Annotated in this window: 14 protein-coding genes; 7 read left to right on the top strand and 7 right to left on the bottom strand. The window is 60.6% G+C overall.

All coding sequences use genetic code 11. The annotated features are described in order from the left end of the window. Positions 1-35 precede the first annotated feature (35 nt). On the top strand, positions 36-5,837 hold the full coding sequence (locus SANT_RS06145) for an ankyrin repeat domain-containing protein (protein WP_025421426.1): 5,802 nt from the start codon (positions 36-38) through the stop codon (positions 5,835-5,837). A 752-nt stretch (positions 5,838-6,589) separates the two neighbouring features. Next, a complete protein-coding gene (locus tag SANT_RS06135; protein ID WP_158500148.1) occupies positions 6,590-8,179 on the top strand; it encodes an ankyrin repeat domain-containing protein in 1,590 nt (529 codons plus the stop codon). Between the two features lie 49 nt (positions 8,180-8,228). Here SANT_RS06135 and nudK read toward each other — a convergent pair whose 3' ends face one another. Then, positions 8,229-8,813 (bottom strand): GDP-mannose pyrophosphatase NudK, encoded by a 585-nt coding sequence (gene nudK / locus SANT_RS06130; RefSeq protein WP_025421423.1) that lies wholly within the window; start codon positions 8,811-8,813, stop codon positions 8,229-8,231. A gap of 214 nt (positions 8,814-9,027) precedes the next feature. Here nudK and acrD point away from each other — a divergent pair, with 214 nt between their 5' ends. After that, complete coding sequence (gene acrD / locus SANT_RS06125; protein ID WP_025421422.1) at positions 9,028-12,192, top strand: multidrug efflux RND transporter permease AcrD; 3,165 nt, start codon at positions 9,028-9,030, stop codon at positions 12,190-12,192. Between the two features lie 474 nt (positions 12,193-12,666). On the opposite strand, the gene ypfM is transcribed toward acrD, so the two are convergent. Further along, entirely contained in the window at positions 12,667-12,753 is an 87-nt protein-coding gene (gene ypfM, locus SANT_RS24035) for a protein YpfM (RefSeq protein ID WP_148296347.1), read from the bottom strand. Between the two features lie 855 nt (positions 12,754-13,608). Here ypfM and SANT_RS06120 point away from each other — a divergent pair. The 4 genes from SANT_RS06120 to SANT_RS06105 are packed head-to-tail and all read left to right on the top strand — an operon-like array spanning position 13,609 to position 15,982. After that, positions 13,609-13,992 carry an ArsC family reductase gene (locus SANT_RS06120; RefSeq protein ID WP_025421421.1) on the top strand — a complete coding sequence of 128 codons (384 nt, stop codon included), beginning with the start codon at positions 13,609-13,611 and terminating at the stop codon, positions 13,990-13,992. 1 nt (position 13,993) lies between these two features. Next, a complete protein-coding gene (gene dapE / locus SANT_RS06115) occupies positions 13,994-15,121 on the top strand; it encodes a succinyl-diaminopimelate desuccinylase (RefSeq protein WP_025421420.1) in 1,128 nt (375 codons plus the stop codon). Continuing rightward, complete coding sequence (locus SANT_RS06110; RefSeq protein ID WP_025421419.1) at positions 15,118-15,792, top strand: M15 family metallopeptidase; 675 nt, start codon at positions 15,118-15,120, stop codon at positions 15,790-15,792. Before dapE ends, SANT_RS06110 begins: the two co-directional genes overlap by 4 nt. A gap of 4 nt (positions 15,793-15,796) precedes the next feature. Next, complete coding sequence (locus SANT_RS06105; RefSeq protein ID WP_025421418.1) at positions 15,797-15,982, top strand: YpfN family protein; 186 nt, start codon at positions 15,797-15,799, stop codon at positions 15,980-15,982. A gap of 7 nt (positions 15,983-15,989) precedes the next feature. Here SANT_RS06105 and SANT_RS06100 read toward each other — a convergent pair whose 3' ends face one another. The 5 genes from SANT_RS06100 to bamC form a co-directional block, all read right to left on the bottom strand. Further along, positions 15,990-18,218: a tRNA(Met) cytidine acetyltransferase TmcA gene (locus SANT_RS06100; protein ID WP_148296246.1), complete on the bottom strand. Its 2,229-nt coding sequence runs from the start codon at positions 18,216-18,218 to the stop codon at positions 15,990-15,992. Next, the gene (locus SANT_RS06095) at positions 18,202-18,654 is read right to left on the bottom strand and encodes a DUF441 domain-containing protein (RefSeq protein ID WP_025421416.1); all 453 of its coding nucleotides are present in this window, start codon (positions 18,652-18,654) and stop codon (positions 18,202-18,204) included. The genes SANT_RS06100 and SANT_RS06095 overlap by 17 nt, the downstream gene beginning before the upstream one ends. A gap of 21 nt (positions 18,655-18,675) precedes the next feature. Beyond that, complete coding sequence (locus SANT_RS06090; RefSeq protein WP_025421415.1) at positions 18,676-19,536, bottom strand: neutral zinc metallopeptidase; 861 nt, start codon at positions 19,534-19,536, stop codon at positions 18,676-18,678. A 99-nt stretch (positions 19,537-19,635) separates the two neighbouring features. Continuing rightward, positions 19,636-20,349, bottom strand: coding sequence for a phosphoribosylaminoimidazolesuccinocarboxamide synthase (purC, locus tag SANT_RS06085; protein ID WP_025421414.1), 714 nt, complete (start codon positions 20,347-20,349; stop codon positions 19,636-19,638). Between the two features lie 68 nt (positions 20,350-20,417). Further along, on the bottom strand, positions 20,418-21,467 hold the full coding sequence (gene bamC, locus SANT_RS06080) for an outer membrane protein assembly factor BamC (protein ID WP_025421413.1): 1,050 nt from the start codon (positions 21,465-21,467) through the stop codon (positions 20,418-20,420). Positions 21,468-21,481: the final 14 nt, after the last annotated feature.

Raw genomic sequence — 21,481 nt, 5'->3', positions numbered from 1 at the left:
ATTGCGCCTTAGCGTTAATAGTCTGGAGATCGCTTATGCCAACCAGTATTAATCGCCATCGTAAATGTATTGGGCATTACTATAATGATTTGCAAGTAAGCCGCGCGTCGAAAAACGCCACGCGTCCGCGCGGGTCACGATGGTCTTCCGTTGACCCATCTCCCCATCGTGAGCATTACAGCGGCTATCATAAAGCCATGGCGAATATTTTTATTCTGGCGCTCCTCTCGGTACAGCTACAACCGGTACAAGCCCTTGGACGACGCCCCGTTGTGCTGAAGGTGCCCAGGCGCGATCCGCCGGCGGAGGGCGCAATTTTTAGCAAGGGGTCGGCGCTTGGCAAAGGATCGGGGCTCTGGCGGGTGAGTGCGCTAACGCCGGACCCGGCCGGGATGGCGAGCCTCTCACCTCCGGCAGCGACGACGCCCGCGGCGCAAGACATAGGCATCACGAGGACGCGAACCACAACCCAGGCAGACGGCCTTCGCGCCACGACGGCGTTCTCTGCCGGTGCAACGTCCCCCTCCGACGCGGCATCCTCGACCAGCGCCGCGGCCGCTTTTCGTCAGACGTTCCCGGTTGGCGCAACCTCTCCCTTCCGCGCAGCGCCACCCCGAAACGATAAAACCGCCTTGGTGCGCCTGCCGCCGGAAACGGTAGCGTCCGCCGCCGGGCGGACTGAGCCGCAGCCCGCTATCCCGACATCATCGAGGATCGGCGCGTCGGTGCCGCCAGCGTTGAAGCGCGCGGGCGATGAAGATGCCGTCACGGCCTTGCCGCCGCGGGATGATAGCGCGCCGGGGCCATCGTCCGCCGGCCCGGCGCCGGCCGGCATTGCGGCGCCGTTCTTCTCCGGCGGCGGGCGGACGCCTGCCGCCCTGAGTTCCGATTCCGCGGCCATAACGCCGCTGGAAATGACCTCCACCCGACTTGAGGCGCAAACGCGGGCCATTCATACCCTACTGCTACAGCATCGCCGGCTTGATCCGCAGGACGACGCGGTGTTATCGCTTCGACACCGGGTGAATCTGGTGGTGAAATTCGTCCGCCGGCCGGCGCACCTATCACAGCTGGTACAAGAGCTGCTGCGGCCCGCGGGTCTATACGGCGCCAACCCTGGGGAGTGGCTCAGCCCCGACACGCAACACCAGCTGTTTAACGGCTGGTTAACGGGCGTCCTCTTCAACCAAACTTTCGAGGCGCTGCTGGCGGACACATTGGCCGACGCCGGGCGGCAGCTAACGCCGCATGCCGCCCTGGTCGGGCAGTTGCGCCACTGGCTGCATCAGTTGATGCACCAACACGACGTCCAGGGCGGCACGTTAAACTACCCGGCGCGTAAATATTTGCTGGAAGAGGTGGCCGGTAAGTCAGCGCCGGCGCTGATGAGCTGGCCTCACGATCGCCGCTGGAGCGCCCTCCCCGTGGTGGATTTACGCTGGGCCTATGCCCATGCGGGGCTGCGGCTGGCGAGGATGGCACGTGCTGATGAGGCACAGCGCGCCACGCCTCATGCCCTCTCGGTGGATGAAGCCGTCGATCTTGGATTCGCGCTGGCGCTGCTGCTGGAGAAACGCGCGCTGCCGCCGGAATATCTGGAAATTTTTCAGCTCCCTGCCCTGCTGCGCTATCGTTATCACTTTCCCGATGCCGCTTACCCGGAAGAGGAGCTGCGTACGCGCGCGCTGGAACGCTTCATCCTCGATGTGGATGCCGAGATGCTGGCCAACGATCCCGTACGTCAATTTGGTATGGCGCTGGACGCCTGGCGCAGCCGCCGCCAGCTGGCGCAAGACGCCATCGTCAACCGCTGTCCCGAGCTGGCCCGCGCCGACGCGGCGGCGGCGTTACAGGCCGATACGGAAAGTTACCTCAACGCCCACGGCCCCTGGCACTGTTCCTGCCCACCGCCGGGAGAAGCGGATTTGCCGCCGCTGCCCGATATCGACGGGCGTTTTGAAGAACAAAACGCTGAACTGGCCCGCCATTACGCTACCGTTGATCTTTTGATCTTGAGCAATACCTTTGCCCGACTGGACGAGGTGGAGAGGGATTTTATCCGTCTGGCGCAGGTCACCTTCGCGCGGGCGGAGCGCTCACCGGTTGCCGCGTTTTCCGCTTTTGAGCTAAGCGGCCTGCATCATAGCGGGCAATCGGTCGTCGATTTAGTGCTGGAGCTCCTACCCGGCGTGGAACTGCTGCTTGCACGTCATCAGCAAGAAGAGCGAATTTATGCCCTGCAGCTCCAGGAGGGCAGGTATCTTTTAAGCCGCGTGGACCGTGACGATAGTCGCTATCACACTCTGTTTCCCGCGCCGCGCCACTATCGCTACAAACGTTATGATTTAAAAATACACGAGCAGCAAGAAAGGCTAAAGCAGACCGGCGCGCCGCTGGAAGCGCTGGCGATGACCTTAGCCACCCACCACCAGACGCAGTTCAGCACCCATCTGTATCAACAAGGCTATGACGCCACCTTTCGCGAACAGGCGCTGGACTTCCTGCTGTCGCTGGTTCCCTTCTACGACTGTGTCCGCCTCCTGAGCCGCGGCGAGACGGCCAACGCGCTGCTGCCCTGCGCCTTCGATGCGCTTGCGCTGGTGCCGGTTGTTGGCGAGGCATCGGCGATCAGCTTGCATTTCGGCTCTGCGCTAGGACGCGGTGGCTTATTTGCCGTCCGTCGCGCGGTGAAAGTCATGGCCTGCGAACAACTGCTCGCGTCGGCGCTTAAACAGGGCGGCGCGGTCTTCGTGCGCCACGGCGTCTTGCCGGCCGCGCGGCAATTAACGCCGCGGGCGTTTGCCGCGCTCGGCATCGCAACCTTGCGCAGCCTGGATCCCGGGTTTGAATTGGCGGGGTACATCGGGCGGGTCGGCGCGGCGCGGCTTATGGAGGTCGCGCGTCAATTGCAGCCGGCCCTGCCTACGCTTGGCAATGTGATTAGCCATGTTGACGCGCGGCTACCGGCGGCGGCAGCACCGGCCTACCGCACCGGGCGTCTGCCCGGGCTGGAGCACGAGGTGCCCCTACTGGCGTTGGCGGGCGATACCTATCGCGGGCAGACGGTGTTCGTGCGCATCAACCCGTACAGCGGCGATGTTTGCGGGATCAAATATACATTGAGTCCTGAAGGGGTGCTGCGCGAAGTGCCAAAAAAATTGGCCGTTCATCTGCGCAATATCCGCACCCAGGGGCTGGGAGGGAAAGGCTCCAAGGCGGCGGCGCGCAAATGGGCGGCGGACGTGGCCGGTCAGGTGCGATCCATTGATGACCTACCGGGCGAAGTGGTGGAAAATATTCTGCGTCAGCTGGATTTGGCCAGCCTGGCCGCCGTGGCGCAACTTAACGATCGCTACCGGCAGGAGGCGGCGCATAGCCTGAAGCAATTCAGCGCTCAGCGCCAGGCGGCACAATTGGTGACGGCGGCACGCGCTTTCAACGTGCCGGCCGTGCAATTTTTCAGTGCCCATGGCGGCTCTGTGGCCGGGTTCGATCAGGCCGCCGGCCTGCCGCTGTTTGCGGTGCAAGAAGGGCGTGTCGATCTCCTTACCCCCCTGCTGGCGATCGCAGGCGTCGACCCCGGCGCCACGGATCTGCAAGGCAATACCGCCACCCTGATCGCGGCAGGACATCGCGATGGCGCCCTGCTCAGCGCACTGCTGGCGCGGCCGGACATCAACGTCAATGCGGTCAACCATGAGGGTAGCTTCGCTTTACTAAACGCGGTTCAGCACGGCTATATCGACCGTGTGCGCCAATTGCTGGCGGTACCGGACCTTGATATTAACGCCGACGATCATAACGGTATTTCACCGTTGCTCCTGGCCATTACGCAAGATCGCAGCGATATCGCCTTGCTGCTGCTGCATACGCCGGGCATTGATGTTAACAGCCGCGATCTGCGCGATATTACGCCGCTCATCATGGCGGCGCAGACCGGCAATCTCCCCGTTTCCCGCGCCCTGCTGGCCTTTGCCCATCTGGATGTCAACGCGGCGGATAACTGCGGTATGACCGCGCTCATGCACGCGATTAGCCATGAATACAGCGAGCTGGTCACCCTGCTGTTGGCCAAACCGGACATCGACATTAACCTCAGGGACACCGAGGAAGCCAGCGCGCTCATCTGGGCCGCCGGTAAGGGTAATGTGGGTATTCTGCGGGCGTTGAATGTCATGCCGAATCGCGAGATCAACGCCGCCGACGAGCATGGTTTCACGCCCTTGATTCAAGCCTGTATGCAGGGCCATAAACCCGCGGTACGCATGTTGTTGAAGATAAGCGACGTCAATATCAATGCCGTCGATGAGCAGGGACAAACGGCCCTGATGCACGCACTGGAACTCAACCGTGCTGATATCGTCCCTATGCTGCTGCGCCAGTCGCGGCTTGATATCAACCTGCGCGATGTCGCCGGCAATTCGGCTTTGGCCATAGCGGTACGCAGAGGGCGTACCGCTATGCTTCCCGCCCTGCTGCGCGTCCCGCACATCGAGGTCAATAGCGGCGACAACGAAGGGCTAACCCCGTTGATGATGGCGGTGATGCGTCACGACACCGAAGCGGTGCGGCTCCTGCTGGCGGTACGGCGGATTGATGTGAACCGGATGGACTACAATGGCGCCAGCGCCCTGCTGTGGGCCGCAAGCGACGATCATCCCGCGATCCTACAAACGCTGCTGCTGGCGAAGGGCATCCAAATCAATCTCTCCGACACCAACCTGCGCACGCCGCTGATTCAGGCCGCGCTGAACGGCCGTAGCGCGATGGTGCGCCTCTTGCTGGCGCAGCCGGGCATCGCAATCAATTTCACTAATCAACAGGGCATGACGGCGCTGATGATAGCCGCCGAGAACGGCGAAGCCAGTATCGTACGCGCTATCACCTCCGCGCCCGGCTGCAACGTCAATGCACAGCGGCATGACGGCAATAGCGCGCTGCTGCTGGCAATACGCAATAATCATCGCCGCTGCGTGGAACTGCTGCTCAATACCCCCGGAATTGACTATAACCAGCACAACCACCTGGGATTTAGCGCCCTGACGCTGGCGCTGTCCAGTGAGCGGCGCGACCTCGCCCTCCGCTTGTTGAAATTGCCCAATATCAACGTCAATGATGCCGATCTGACCGGCTTTACGCCGCTGATGAGAGCGGTGGAGATTAACGATGCCGAAGTAGTCGATCAGCTACTTAAAAACCCGCTATTGGACGTCAACGCCTCCCGAGACGGCGGGCAGAGCGCGCTTAGCCTGGCCGTCAGCCAGGATCGGCTACTGTGCTTGTTGCGGCTTCTGAATGCCCCCGGCATCGCATTGGATAATGCCGACGCATTAGGCGAAACCGCGTTGATGCAGGCGGTCGAAAGCGATATCGCCCTTAACGTCATCAATATGGTCCGCGCGCCGGGCGTAAACGTCAACCGCCGGGACAGGCGCGGCGCCACCGCGCTGGCCTACGCCGCGCGGCGCGGCAACGCGATGACCGTACAGATATTGCTGAATCATAATGATATCGATATAAACCGCGGGGATCAGTTGGGCTTTACGCCGCTGATGCGTGCGGCGCAGGGCAACCATCACGCCGCGATCGCCGAACTGTTAACCCACCCCGCCATCGCGATAAACCTGCGCAATATCAGCGGCATGAGCGCCTTGTCGCTGGCGGTGGAAAGGGGTCATACCGAGGCGGTACAACAACTGCTGTCGGTAGCGGGAGTCACTATCCAACAAAGGGATAACGCCGGACGTACACCGCTGACGCTGGCGCAGCACGGACGGCACCCGCGTATTGCGGCGCTGCTCGAACGATACGCCGCTGACGCGGCGGCGCCCCGGTGACTTCGGCCAACCGCGCGAGGCCCTTCTGTCAATGCCCGCCGCTGAGGCGTTGAGGGCAATGCCCCGCACTCGGCGCGGGGCCCGCGCCCGCTGCAATCTGTTGGCGCGCGGCACCGTCTCCGCCCGGCCGGAAACGGCGGATTGCCGCCGCGTCATCGTCACGGTGCGCCCTCATGCCCATCGCCGCTTTCCGGCCGGCGTTGCTAACGCCGGGCCAGAGTTATTTTCTGCGGCCTAATCTGGGAGAGTAAACCCGCCCGCTGTCGCGAGAGTGTTTATTGCGTACAGCGCTCACCGCACCCTAAGGTATTATTCGCGTTGGCGCCCGTTGAGCAAGAAATAATAATAAACCTTCGCGGTATGCACGCTTATTTCACGCACGATAAACAATAAAGCGTGGCGGCATTCCTATTGTGCGGCCATCATTCAACTTTCATTTACTCTCACCCTTGAATAAGGTAAATATTCCGCGGCGCTTCTAGCGCTTCTCCACCCAGGGTGTTCCCTGGCCGCGCCAGGGGTGACCTGGCGCGGCGGACGGCGGGCTTTGGCCTGCCGTCGCAGCCGATCTCGCCGGTCAATGTATTTTCATTTCTCGCCAGCGTGATTATTTTCGCCGAAGGCGTCGTTGACCGCCATCAGAAAAAAGTTAATTCATCAGCGGGAATGAAAACTGGGATATAGTGCCCTGACGTTCATGCTCCCGAGATACTTCATCATGCAAATAACAGGGAATGTTAATAGGAGGATATATGTCGAATGAATTACCTTCCTATCGTCGCCATATTGGGATGCATCATCTGCGCCCACCGCTCCCGTCCCATTACCGCCGCCAAACGCCTCATCGTCCTAATACCCGGTGTGGGGATGCATTGCCGTCGCGCCCGATACCGATGGTATTCGTGGGACTGTTGCTACTGAACCAACTTAGCGCCGTAATCGCCGTCCCCGAACCCCGTTCAATGCCGCAAACGCGTGACGCGCGGGGCGTGGGCGCGCTTCGCGGTACGCGTATCGCGCCGTCGTCGCAGCCCCTGCCCGGCAATTTAGCCCCCGGATCACTCTTCACCAGAGCGCCAAAGGGGTCGCATCGCTCAGCGTTAGCCCGGCAGCCGGCCTGCGCCAGCTCGAGATTGCCTCACCCTGATTCCACTCCCCGGCCGGCCCATGTTGAGGACCAGCTCAAGCGTCCCATCCGGCGTACGAAACGACTGCCGACAATGCACCGCCTTGAGGAAACGCGGCTGTTTTCACCAGTCACCCCGCCACCCGTCGGGGCCTCGCGCTGTCGTGCCGAGTATACCGGCGCACGGCATACCCCACCTGCCCCCCTTCCCCTTACCCTGTCGGAAGCCGCCGAGCAGGGAGACATCCCCTGCGTTAACGCCTGGCTGCGCAATAACCCGGCGATCGACGCGCCGGATGCTCATCACCTCACCGCGCTGCAACATGCCGTGCGCAACGGGCGCGCGGAAGCGGTCGACGCCTTGCTCAACCATAACGCCAGTCTCACGGTGGTCACACCGAACCGGGAAACGCTGCTGCATCTGGGCGTCCTGTCGGGCAATCACGCTGTCGTGCAAGCGATCGCCGCCCGCGGCAGCGTGGATAGTAATCTTCAGGATGAACGGGGCTGGACGCCGTTAATGTATGCGGTACATCAGGTTGACATTAGGCTGTGCCAGGTCCTGCTCAACGTGACGGGCATCGATGTGAATAGCGTCAACCCGCAACATCGCACCGCGCTGTGGTTGGCCACGGATTCCGGCCGCGCCGCCACGATGGCCGCCTTGATTTGCCGAGAAGATATTGACGTCAATTGCGCTGATATGTACGGCGCCTCGCCGCTGATGTGCGCTACCCGAAACGGTAAGGTGGACAGGCAAGCATTGCTGCTTAGCGACGCCCGCACCGACGTTAACCGCCAAGATCAGAACGGGATGACGGCGTTAATGATAGCAATAAGCAAGAAAAATCCGGCGCTGCATCGTAATATCCTGGCTCATCCGGCGACGGACGCCGCGTTACGCGACGCTCAGGGCAACACCGCGCTGCATCTGGCGATGCAGCAGCGACGATTATCCTACGTGGTGGATCTGCTGGCACAACACGGCGCGGCGGTTAACGCGGTGAACCTGGCGGGAGACAGCCCCCTGCACATCGCGGCCAGCAACGGTAAGACGGCGATGGTCCGGCGATTATTGCGGGCGGCGGACATTGACGTCGATAGAATCAACCATGCCGGCTTAACCCCTGCGATGTGCGCCTTATCGCAGGGGCATGATCAGATTGTCCGTTTGATTTTTGAGCATCGCGATCGGCGCTATCGTGAAATGCACTAGCCCGCCGGCTGCCGCTCTCCGTGCGCCGGGCATTTTTTGCGCGCGGCCGTTACTCGGCCGCCGTCAACCAGCCGCGAAGCTGGGCCTGCTGCAATAACATAATCGTTTTGCCATCGCAGATGCGTCCATCGCGCACCATCGCCAACGCTTGCGGGAAAGGCATCTCGATAACCTCGATAACCTCATCCTCAACCCCGCCGCCGGCGTTGCGGCGCGACGTATCGTCATATTCGGCGGCAAAGAAATGTACCAGCTCGGTCACGCCGCCTGGGGACATATAGGCCGAAAACAGTTTTTCCACTTCGCCCACCGCAAAGCCGGTCTCCTCCATCGCTTCGCGTCTGATACACTCCTCGGGAGAGTCATCGTCCAGCAGGCCGGCACAGGTTTCAATCAACATACCGTCGGCATTGCCATTGATATAGGTCGGCATGCGGAACTGGCGGATTAACACCACGCTGTTTTTGCCGCGGTGATACAGCAATATTGTCGCACCGTTGCCGCGGTCGTACACTTCTCGCATCTGACGCTGGCTGCCGCCGTCTTTTTTCATCAGATCGTAGACAATTTTGCGCAGCACAAACCAATGCTGAGATAACAACGTATTTTCAATGATTTTAATCTTAAAAGACATAATCTTTCCGATGGTGGTTTCAGGAGAATCGCGTAAAAATGATCATAACCTAATACGCCCCGCGGCGTCAGGCCAGTCTAAGGGATCAGTTTTTTACAATATCTCCTTTATTTCTCCACGTTTTATCCGTAACAGACGGGTAAAGTACAGGGCACCTGTGCGAAGGGTCGCGTAGCGCCGACCCGATAAGCTATTGCCTTGAGGTTATGACTGGATGGCTAATTTTTTTGTTGATCGCCCTATTTTTGCCTGGGTGCTGGCAATTATTGTCTGCCTGACTGGCGTGATGGCCATCATATCGCTGCCGATTGAGCAATATCCCCGGCTGGCGCCGCCGACGATCCGTATTTCGTCCAATTATCCCGGCGCTTCTGCGCAAACGCTGGAAAATACCGTTACCCAGATTATCGAACAGAATATGACCGGCCTCGATAATCTGTTGTATATGGCCTCGCAAAGTACCAATACCGGCCGCGCCACCACCACGCTGACCTTTTTGGCGGGCACCGATCCCAATGAAGCCATGCAGCAGGTACAAAATCAATTGCAGGCCGCGCAGCGCCGCTTGCCGCAGGCGGTACAAAGCCAGGGCGTAACCGTAAGCAAAACCGGCGACACCAATTTGATGATGGTGGCTTTCGTCTCGACCGATGGATCCATGGATAAGCAGGACATCGCCGACTATGTGGTTAGCCACGTACAGGATCCGGTAAGCCGGGTCAGCGGCGTCGGCAGTATCGATGCCTACGGCTCGCAGTATGCGATGCGTATCTGGCTCAACCCCGATCAAATGAATAACTACGGTTTGACTACCGATGATGTGGTGTCGGCCATCGAGGCGCAGAACAGCCAGGTAGCGGTCGGCCAGCTCGGCGGCACCCCCGCGGTGGACAATCAGGCCCTTAACGCCACTATCAATGCCCAAGCGCAGCTTGAAACGCCGGATCAATTCCGCGCCATTACGCTGCGCGTTAATCAGGACGGTTCGTATATCACCCTGGGCGATGTCGCGACCGTGGAACTGGGATCGGAAAACTATGACTATTTGACGCGCTACAACGGCATGGCCGCGTCGGGTATGGGCATCAAATTGGCCTCCGGCGCCAATGAATTGGAAACCAATCTGGCGGTGAAAAAGAAAATCGCGGAGCTGGAGCCGTTCTTTCCCCACGGTCTGGAGGCGAAAATCGCCTACGAAACCGCCCCGTTCGTTAGCGCCTCGATCCGCGATGTGGTGAAAACGCTGTGTGAAGCCATTGTGTTGGTGTTTTTGGTGATGTACCTGTTTTTGCAAAACTTTCGCGCCACGCTTATCCCCACTATCGCCGTCCCGGTGGTACTGTTGGGCACCTTTGCGGTGCTCTATTTGTTTAATTTCAGTATTAATACCCTCACCATGTTCGCCATGGTGCTGGCTATCGGCCTTTTGGTGGACGATGCCATCGTCGTGGTGGAGAACGTCGAACGGGTGATGAGCGAGGAGGGGCTGTCGCCGCGCGAGGCGACACGCAAATCCATGGGCCAGATCCAGGGCGCGCTGGTGGGCATCGCAATGGTGCTTTCGGCGGTGTTTGTGCCGATGGCGTTTTTCGGCGGCACCACCGGCGCCATTTATCGCCAGTTTTCCGTGACTATCGTGGCGGCGATGGTGCTGTCGGTATTGGTGGCGATGATCCTGACGCCCGCCTTGTGCGCCACGCTGCTTAAACCCCAGCCCGCCGGTCAGCATCACGGCCGACGCGGCTTTTTCGGCTGGTTCAACCGCTGTTTCAACCAAAGCGCCCTGCGCTATAAGCGCGGCGTGGCCGGCGTGATACAGCGCGCTACCCGCTGGTTGCTGCTTTATGCGCTGCTGATTGGCGTCATGGCATGGATGTTTATCCATTTGCCCACCTCGTTTTTGCCCGACGAAGATCGCGGCGTCTTTATGGCGCAAGTGCAATTGCCGGTCGGCTCCACCCAACAACAGACATTGAAAGTGGTTGAGAAGGTCGAGAACTATTTCATGACCCAGGAAAAGGATAATGTGCTGTCGGTATTTTCCACGGTGGGCGCCGGTCCCGGCGGCAACGGCCAGAACGTGGCGCGCCTGTTCATCCGGCTGAAAAACTGGGAGGACCGCGCGAGCGCCGACCGCTCATCCTTTGCCATTATCGAACGCGCGACTAAAGCCTTTAACAAGATCCCCGAGGCGAAGGTGCTGGCCAATAACCCGGCGGCCATCTCGGGGTTGGGCAATGCCGCCGGCTTTGATTTGATGCTGGAGGATCATAGCGGCATCGGCCATGACGCACTGATGGCGGCCCGGGACCAACTGTTAACGGCCGCAACGAATTCCCCGTTACTTACCCGTGTCCGGCATAACGGCCTGGATGATAGCCCGCAGTTGCAGATCGATATTGATCAGCGCAAGGCGCAGGCGCTCGGGGTGTCGGTGGATGATATCAACGATACGCTGCAAACCGCCTGGGGCTCCAGTTACGTTAATGACTTCCTCGATCGCGGGCGGGTCAAACGCGTCTATGTTCAGGCGGCGGCAAAATATCGCATGCTGCCGCAGGATATCTATCGCTGGTATGTCCGCAACAGCAGCGGCAGTATGGTTCCCTTCTCGGCCTTTGCCAGTTCGCGCTGGGAATACGGTGCGCCACGTTTGGAACGCTACAACGGTTATGCGTCGCTTGAGATCGTCGGCGAGGCGGCCCCGGGCGTCAGCAGCGGCGCCGCAATGGACGAGATGGAGAAACTGGTGCGCCAATTGCCTGGCGTACTGGGGTTGGAATGGACCGCCATGTCTTATCAAGAGCGGTTATCGGGCGCCCAAGCGCCGGCGCTGTATGCCATCTCGCTGCTGGTGGTGTTCCTATGTCTGGCGGCGCTGTACGAAAGCTGGTCGATCCCGTTCTCGGTCATGCTGGTGGTTCCATTGGGCGTGCTGGGCGCGCTGGTGGCGACCTGGTTCCGCGGCCTGGACAATGACGTTTATTTCCAAGTGGGGCTATTAACGGTCATCGGCCTCTCGGCCAAGAACGCTATTCTGATTGTTGAGTTCGCCAATGAGCTGCACACGCGCGGCATGGCGCTGATGGAGGCGACCCTTGAGGCGGCGCGCATGCGTTTACGGCCAATAGTGATGACGTCGCTGGCGTTCGTTTTCGGCGTATTGCCGATGGCCAGCAGTCAGGGCGCCGGCTCCGCCAGCCAGCATGCGGTGGGTACCGGCGTCATCGGCGGTATGCTAAGCGCCACTTTCCTGGCGATCTTTTTTATCCCGCTGTTTTACGTGTTAATCAGGCGGCGTTTCCCGTTGACGCCCGGCACTCCGCCGGCCGTGTCGACGACCGCCGTTGATAGCACGGATACCGAGCCACACCCGTAACATCCGCGACAAACTTGAATGCCGGCGCGGCGCGCTGAACGCCGGGCCAAAGACAGGCTCTAAGTGACGGGGTCATTCCCGGCGCGGCGGTGAAGGGCGGTGGCGGGCGCCAGAATTGCCGCCGGCACCTCGAATAACAACGCGGGAGCATCGCCCAGCGTCTGGGTACAATCCAGATCATCGCCCTGCTCATGACGCTCAATCGGCTATTAGGTATGCGTTGCTAACACGCCCTGGACCGGCAGGCCCTCACGGCGCGCGAACGCATACCGCTGGCTGGCGAACGAAAAGCAGGCCCTGAATTAATCTGGCAAACGTGGCAACGTGACGAATTAAATGCAGAGAAGCGGATGCCTACCCTATAATAGGGGCAACTGAACCGGTGCAGGACGACCGGGGGGCATCAATGCCTACAGGCTGCTAAGGGATAACAAAATTCAATCGGCCACTGTCTATTCAACATCTCCGTTATTCTTAAGCGCTTACCGGCACAGGCTGCTGCTGGTTGCGGAGCATCGCTTCTATAAAATCTTTCCAATTGCCTAATTCTTTATCTAACATAACCACCTCATCTTTATTCTGGTTGCATTATACCGATAGACGATGGTTAATAACACCCTTAAGGGCACTAAAAATAAGATCCATCACACGGAAATAGAAATGAATCGGCACCAAAACCGGGTGCTATGGGGCTATATTCAGTGAAAGTAAAATAGATGACATATATTTGATAAGATATCTGTTAATTGTATTAACACTTGTTAACCGAGGATATTAACGCCGTGGTCGCGCCGCCGTTGGTGCGTCGGACGGATGTCAGTTGTCACCTGCGCGGCAGCGCAGATCCGGCAGAATGCGCCAGGATTTGAGCCGCCACACCAACGCTTCAGCCAGGCGTTTATCCGGGCCAGCGCCGACGGCGATTATTCATAAGCCGCTCTCATCATTTCGCTCTATTCATCGCTGTCCCTTGGCGTAATAAACGTCGGGTACATGTTGGCCGTTATAATAATCATTAAATCTATTATTTATTTATATTATTAAGATTAGCAATGGCTGATCGTTAACCGCAGCGTGACGCCGGCCATACCCATAGCCGCTTTTACAACCCAGCGGCTTTTGGGCGCTATCGCTTGGGTAAAACACTCAACGCGCCAGCCATTACCCCGGCCATGGGCACGATGGGCAACCGACAACCCGACCATCGTACGCTAACAGCCGCACTGTCCCGTCGTAATCCCGTCAACCGGCCGCGGCACCTGCGGGGCAACCTTCGCCCCGACGCCCACCGCACAAGCGTGCCACGACGCTGGATCCCGCGCTCTTTTTCCCTCATCATGGAGCCTTGTGTTGCCCTGGTCGGCCGTTAGAGAGAGCCGTCAGGCGCCTCCTTTCCCGCTTAAGGTAGCTTTAGGTATGTCCAACGATTTACAGCACCCCATCGCCACGCTGTATGGCATCAAAAACTGCGATACGGTAAAAAAAGCCCGCCGCTGGCTCGACGAACGGCAGGTGCCCTACCGCTTTCACGATTACCGCGCCGATGGCCTTGACGCCATCCTTTTGCAGCGCTTCATCGACCGCCTGGGTTGGCAACCGCTGCTTAACACCCGCGGCACCACCTGGCGCAAACTCAGCGACCAACAGCGTGTCGAGGCCGGCAACGCGCGCGGCGCGGCGGCGCTAATGCTCAGCCAACCGGCCATCATCAAGCGTCCCCTGTTGCAAATGGCGGATGGCCGTCTGCTGCTGGGGTTCTCTTCGCAAGATTATCAGCAGATTACCGCCAGCGAGGTCTGACATGTCTTGTCCCGTATTGGAACTCGCGCAGCAATTAATCAAACGCCCCTCCTTAAGCCCTGATGACGCCGGCTGCCAGGCGATCATAGCGGCGCGCCTGCGGGCGCTGGGTTTCACCATCGAACCGATGCCGTTCGGCGACACCCTTAACATCTGGGCCTGGCGCGGCGAGGGCCCCACCCTGGCCTTCGCCGGCCATACCGATGTGGTGCCGACCGGCGAGACACAACATTGGGATAACCCGCCGTTCGAGCCGACGTTACGTGATGGCCTGCTCTACGGCCGCGGCGCGGCGGATATGAAAGGGTCGCTGGCCGCCATGGTGGTGGCCGCCGAACGGTTTGTCGCTCAACATCCGCATCATCAGGGCCGGCTGGCGTTTCTGATCACCTCCGATGAGGAAGCCGACGCGCGCGACGGCACGGTCAAAGTGGTGGAAGCGTTGATGGCCCGTCAGGAACGGCTGGACTATTGCCTGGTGGGTGAGCCATCCAGCAGCCGTCAGGTCGGTGATATCATCAAAAACGGCCGGCGCGGCTCGCTCACCGCCAATATGGTGGTGGAGGGCGTACAGGGTCATGTCGCCTATCCGCATCTGGCGGAGAACCCCGTGCATCGCGCGATGGGCGCGCTGAAGGAACTGGTGGCAACCCGGTGGGACGAGGGCAATGAATTTTTCCCGCCCACGACGATGCAAATCGCCAATATTCATGCCGGAACCGGCAGCAACAATGTCATTCCCGGCGAGCTACAGGTGCAATTCAACTTTCGTTTCAGTACCGAGCTCTCTGACGCCACCCTTCGTCAGCGGGTAGAAGCATTGATGCAGCAACATGGGCTGCGCTATCGCATTGACTGGTCGCTATCCGGCCAGCCGTTCCTGACCGCGCGCGGCGAGCTGGTGGACGCAGCGGTGCGCGCGGTGGAGCACTATCAGGAGTTAACGCCGCGCCTGGAAACCACCGGCGGCACCTCCGATGGCCGGTTCATCGCCCGCATGGGCGCGCAGGTGGTGGAGCTCGGCCCGGTCAACGCCACCATCCATAAAGTCAACGAGTGCGTAAGCGCCGCCGATTTACAGCTGCTGAGCCGGATGTACCAGCGCATCATGGAACAATTGGTTCTATGATGGATACCCTGGCGGTGACCGGCCGCACCGACCGGCATTTGATCCCGCTGGAAACGGGTCATCGGCTACAGCCGCTTGCTGCGACGGCTTTCGCGCGGTTGCAGCAAGCGGCGACACAAGCGGGGTTCTCCCTGCGCCCGGCCAGCAGTTTTCGTGACTTTGACCGCCAATTGCGCATCTGGAATGGCAAATTTCACGGTCAGCGGCCATTATTGGATCACTTTAGCCGGCCGCTGGAGGCGCTGAGTCTGGCAACAGGGCCACGCTGCGAGGCCATCCTGCGCTGGTCGGCGTTGCCGGGCGCCAGCCGCCACCACTGGGGTACCGATCTGGATATCTTTGATCCCGATTTACTGCCTCCCGGCGCGCAATTGCAGCTTACGCCCGAGGAGTATTTGCCCGGCGGCTGTTTCGCCTCGCTCACCCGCTGGCTTGACCGGCATCTGGGCGAATACGGCTTCTACCGCCCCTATGCGCGCGCTCGCGGCGGCGTGGCGGTGGAGCCCTGGCACATCAGCTACCGGCCGCTGGCGGACCGCGCCGCGCTGCTGCTGACGCCCGCCGTGCTGCTGGAGGCCTGGCAAGGCCAGGACGTGGCGGGCAGTGGGTGGCTGGCGCCGCGGCTGGACGATATCTTCCAGCGCTACATTGATAATATCGATAAGGAGTAAGTCTATGGGATGGTTAGCGGATTATTGGTGGGTAGTGTTATTAGTTCTGGCAGGCATGTTGATAGGCGGCGTGAAAGCGCTGCGCCGGGTGGATGCGACCAGCTACCTGAAAAATCGTCCCGAGTTGCCCCCGCACCGGGACAACAACGCGCAATGGGACGAGGAAGATGACTGGCCGAAGAAAAAATAACCTTTCCTTAGCGCGTCGGCTGCTGGCTAAAACATCGCCAGCGGCGCGTTAAGCGCGCGTCTACCGCCGTCATTGCCGCCGCCGTTTCCTGCCGCCAGCGTCGCCACAGCGCTTTTTTCCCGCTGAGCGCCAAATGCGCCGCCAGCGCCTCGTCCGGCAGCGGTTGCGTTAGCCACAGGCGCAGCGCCGGCAGCGGCAGCGTGCTGTGGCGGATGAGGCGAATAAGCGCGCTGCGGCAGGCTTCCGGCGGCCGCTGAGCGAAGGCAAAACCCGCCAGACAGCGCCAGTCCTCCAGAGCGAGCGGCTGTTGCTCGCCGGCCGCCAGGCGGCCATCGCGCTCGAAGCCTTCCGCCGCGCGCCGCGTCAACTCGCGCCCCGCGTCGCTCAGGGGCAGCAGCGCCATGGCGCTATACAGACCGCTGCTGGCTTCCCGGTGCGTCCCCATGCGCACCAGTTGAAAGCCCGCCCGCCGCCAAAAATGCCATAGCGCGGCGGTATAGCCAAAACTAACCGAGAGAAAATCGCGCTCGTCCCTGGCGGCCTGCCGCGCCGCCTGGTCAATCATTGCCAGCCCCATGCCGTGACGGCGCGCCGCCGGCGCCACGGCGATACGGCTGATGCGACGGGAGCGCAGCCGCGGCGCCCGCCACAGATTCCCGTGCGCCGCCAGCGACTGCGCTACCAGACTCCCGGGCGGCCGGCGATAGCCTGCCCAGACAGCATGCGCCAGGCGCGGCGTTAATCCCCCTTCCTCCACCAGCCATAACCCCCCCATCATGTCACCGTGCTGATGGGCGGTAAAAAACGACATGCCGGGCGCGTCCATTAAACGGCGCAGGTCGATGGGGGAAGTGCGGTAATGGGCGCGGGTAAGCAACCGGTAAAACGCCTGCCGCGCCGCAGGCTGGCGCCGCCACGTCAGCGCCCCTACTCTGTCGATGCGCCATCGCGCCGCGCACCGGTCGTCCATGATGCCACGCGCAGACGGATTCTCCCCTGACACCGCCCGGGATCCCGTGCGGACCGCCGATGTAAAGCCGGGGGCAGACGAGGGTGCCGATGCCACAGCGACGGCAGGCGGTGTTGACCCCATGGCGCTATCCTGAGGCGCCACGCGGGCGGCGACGCGATCCGCGTCCGGCGGCGCAGGTTCGGCGGCAATGATCTGCGCATCAGCATCCTCCAGCAACAATGTCTGCGTCAGCCAGCGCTCCAGCGGATCGTTTATCGACCAGCGCAACGGCGCATCGAGGACCAGCGGATGCCAGCGCGGCAACCCATCGCAAAACTTCAACAAAAAACCGCGCCCGGTGCCTTCATACCCCGCGACGGTCGTGGTCAACAGCACGTGGGAAAAATACCCCATCAGCTGACGCAGCAGCGGTAACGGCAGCGCGGCGGCCTCGTCAACCAGTAGCCAGCGCGCCCTTGCTCCCTCTCGACAGCGGGCCAGCAGCGCATCGGGGGCAAAAAAAGGGGCGTCGGGCCCCGCGTAACGCCGCAGAACGTCCACGGCGGCTTTGGCGGGAGCGGTGATACAGCAGGCATCGGCCAGTTTATGGGCGAACATCCCGGCCAGCGCCGATTTACCGCGTCCGCGCGGCGCAATCATGATATAGATGCCGGGCTCGGCCTGGGTCAACCGGCGTAATAGCCGGCGCTGATCGGCGGTGGGCCGGCCGGGGACGGGCGCCTGCCAAGGCGGGCGGGACGGGAGGGGCGTGAGCTGCGGCGCGCGGTTCTGGCGCAGCAGCGCCACCGCCGGGTCCGCCAACAGCGAAGCGCGAAAATAGCGGGTAAAACACGGGGTGGCGATCGGCTGCGGCTGTTCACTCCAGCGCAGCGAATCGCCGTCGGGCACACGAGGCCAGCGCGACCAGGGCGGCACCAGCAGCACCAGCCAGCTGCCGGCCACCAACGTACCGGCCAGCGCCGCCAGCGCATCCACCGACAGCGCCTGGCGGGCGTCGAATACCGCATGCAAGAACTCGCGACCGAGTAGGGTCTTCAGCGCCGCCGGGCGGCAGCCGACACCGCGTTCGCTTTGCTCACCCACCCACAGCCAATCCCCTGCCAGGGCATCGCAGAGCGTCGCCGCCTGCCAAGAGCACCAGCCGGGCTCGCCGCTTATGACCAACAAGCGCCGCACGCCGGCACGCCGCATCGCCGCCGTTTCATGATGCACGCTGGCCAGCCAGGACGGCCGCGACGCCGTCACCTCAGGTTTTGCCCACAAGCAGAGAGAGCAACCCCGCGGCTATCAGCGGCCCCACCGGCACGCCGCGAAACAGCGCGACCCCGAGCACCGTGCCCACCAGCAACCCGGCGACCACGGAGGGCTGGCTGGACATCAATGAGACGCCGCGGCCGCCCAGCCAGGACACTACCACACCGATCACAATCGCCAGCAGCGATTTCCAATGCAAAAAGGAGTGCAGTACGGTAGACGCGGACAGCGTGCCGCTGGCGACGGGCGCCAGTACGCCGATGGTGAGAATAATAATACCGATGGTCAATCCCTGCTTTTCCACCCAGGGGAAATACTGTTCCATCGGCGTAAGGCGAATAATTAATAACACCAGGATCGCCACCGTCACGGTGTTGTTGTGGCTAATAATACCGAGCGCCGCCAGACCCAGCAGGATCAGCAGCGTCGGATCGGAAAAATTCATACACTGTCCCTGAACAATAACTTAGCGACTGGCGAACGTATCACACTGCTTGATATCGCCGCTGTCGAATCCGCGTTTAAACCAGCTATAACGCTGCTGGGAGGTGCCATGGGTAAAACTGTCCGGCACGACTCTACCTTGTCCGCGCTGCTGCAAACGGTCGTCGCCGATAGCCTGCGCGGCATTCAGCGCTTCCTGGGGGTCTTGTTCATCCAGGATCTGCCGCTGCTGCATGCTGTGGCCCCATACGCCGGCGAAACAATCCGCCTGTAGCTCCAGCTTCACCGACAGCTGATTCACGGTTTTTTCCGGCGCGCCCTGTTGAAGTTGTCGCACCTGACTTTCAATGCCGAGCAGTTTTTGGACGTGATGCCCCACTTCGTGAGCGACAACATAACCCTGGGCGAAATCGCCGCCGGCGCCGAGCTTATTTTTCATATCGTCATAAAACGATAAGTCGATATACACCGTACTGTCCGTCGGGCAATAGAACGGCCCCATCACCGATTGGCCGGTACCGCAGCCGGTACGCGTCGCGCCGCGATACATCACCAGCTTCGGCGGTTGATAGGTCTTGCCCATCTGCTGGAAAATCTGCTGCCAGGTATCTTCGGTATAGCCGAGGATCACCGCGGTAAACTTGGCCGCTTCATCGTCATTGGCGCTGACGCGCGTTTGCGAGGTCGCCGGCGAACTTGACTGGCCGCCGGTAAGCAGCGGCGTGAGATCAACGCCATAATAACCCGCCACCACCACCACAATCAGCAGTACGATACCGCCCTTACCGCGAATCGGCAGCCTGAAGCCGCCGCCGCCGAGACCGGATGACTGCCCGCGCCTGTCTTCCACATTATTGCTTTCGCGACCGCCTTGCCAACGCATCGTCATCCCCATTTAAACTATTTTCATAGAATAATGAGGATAGCATATAACCCCGGACAAACGGCAGGCCGCCGCGGCGCCAGGTAAACGATTGCGCGGTTAGTCCAACGACACGCCGATACGCTTGGCGACTTCCTCATAGGCTTCGATGACGCCGCCCAGGCTCTGACGGAAGCGGTCTTTATCCATTTTATCCAGGGTGTTTTTGTCCCATAAACGGCTGCCGTCAGGGGAAAACTCATCCCCCAGCACAATTTCGCCGTTGAATAGGCCGAATTCCAGCTTGAAGTCCACCAGAATAAGCCCGGCATCGTCAAAAATTTTGCTCAGCACATCGTTGGCCTGATAGGTCAATTGCTTCATGCGCGCCAGGTGGTGTTCACTGACCCAGCCGAAGGTGGTGCAATAGGAGTCGTTTATCATCGGATCGTGCATGGCGTCGTTTTTCAAAAACAGATCGAACAGCGGCGGATTCAACACCAGCCCTTCTTCCACGCCCAAGCGCTTCACCAGCGAACCGGCGGCGCGGTTGCGCACAACGCATTCCACGGGCACCATCGCCAGCTTTTTCACCAGCACCTCATTATCGGAAAGCAGGCGCACGATCTGGGTCGGAATGCCGGCCTCGGCCAATTTGGTCATGATGAAATAATTGAACTTATTGTTGATCATGCCCTTGCGCTCGAATTGCTCGATACGCTGACCGTCCAGCGCTGACGTATCGTTGCGGAAGGTCAGGATCAGCAAATCCGGATCCTCGGTGGTATAGACCGTTTTCGCTTTGCCGCGATACAACTCAGCTAACTTTTGCATCTTTACATACTCCAGTGGCAGATAACGCTGTAATACAGGTAAAAAAGGGGGCCGAGGCCCCCTGTTGATTAACGGGTAGATGACTGGCTGAATGCCGCCTGGAACACCGCCACCAGCGCGTCATTTTGCGACTGGGTCAGGGTATGTCCTTTCGGGTCGGTGAACTGCAGCGTGCTGCGGTTGCCGAGGTCGCCGACCTGCAGTTTATAGTCGCCGTTGCGCAAATCCGGATCTTTGGCGCCTAAATCGTCCCAGGTACCGCTTCCCGGGGCGTCATAGGTCACCGAGACGGTACCGAGCGGGCGGCTGCTGTCCTTGACCTTCATGCCGATACGCGAGAGCGCCGCCGGCAGATGGGTCCACACGGCATTGTACGGCGAGCGCACCACCAACAGCGGCAGCCCGCTTTCGTCGGCGCCGCTTTGCACGCTCAGATCGGCGGTTTCGCCCTGCGCGATACGGTTGGCGCGCTCGTCGTTAAGCTGTTGAAGCCCGCTCGCGACGCTGTTGAGCATCTCGACGGTATAGCGCTGCACCAGCGCGGGGTTGGTCACCGGCTTATCCTGCTGCCGCAAACCCAGCGAGGTCACCTGCAGCGAAGTCTGATAGCCCTGCGTCGCCAGGCTTATCTGGTAACGGCCGCTGTACTGTTCGTCTTCATCCGCGCGGCTCCAGAGGATCCAATCGGTATTCAAGCTCTGCTGCGCGTCCTGACGTGAGGCGATGGGATAGCCCTTGCTTTGCACTACCGCCGCTACCTGCGACCATAGATCGCGGCTTTGCGCGCTGTTCTCCAGCTGGATAACGGCGCTGTTGCCGGAATATTGCGAGCGGGAACCGTTCAGCAACGCCAGCGGCTGCGCGGGGGGGCGGATGTCCAGCCCTTTGCCCACGGCGCCATTGCGCGTGACGGCGGGAATCTCATAGTCGCCGTTCTGCAGGGGCAGAATCATACCGGAAGGACTGGAAAGCGCGTGCAGCGACGGTGCTTTCAGGTACTCTTCATTGCCGTTTACCTGACGTTTATAGCGCTGATCGCTGGTACAGGCCGCGAGCAGCACGATAAGCGTGACGCCTACCCCTTTCGCTACCCGCGACTTTTGCATTGAATAAGCCATTAAATCTCCCTAAG

It is taken from the genome of Sodalis praecaptivus, assembly GCF_000517425.1.
GTDB lineage: Bacteria > Pseudomonadota > Gammaproteobacteria > Enterobacterales > Enterobacteriaceae > Sodalis_A > Sodalis_A praecaptivus.
Note: the sequence above shows the minus strand (reverse complement) of the source record. Positions and strands in the feature narration are given on the sequence as shown.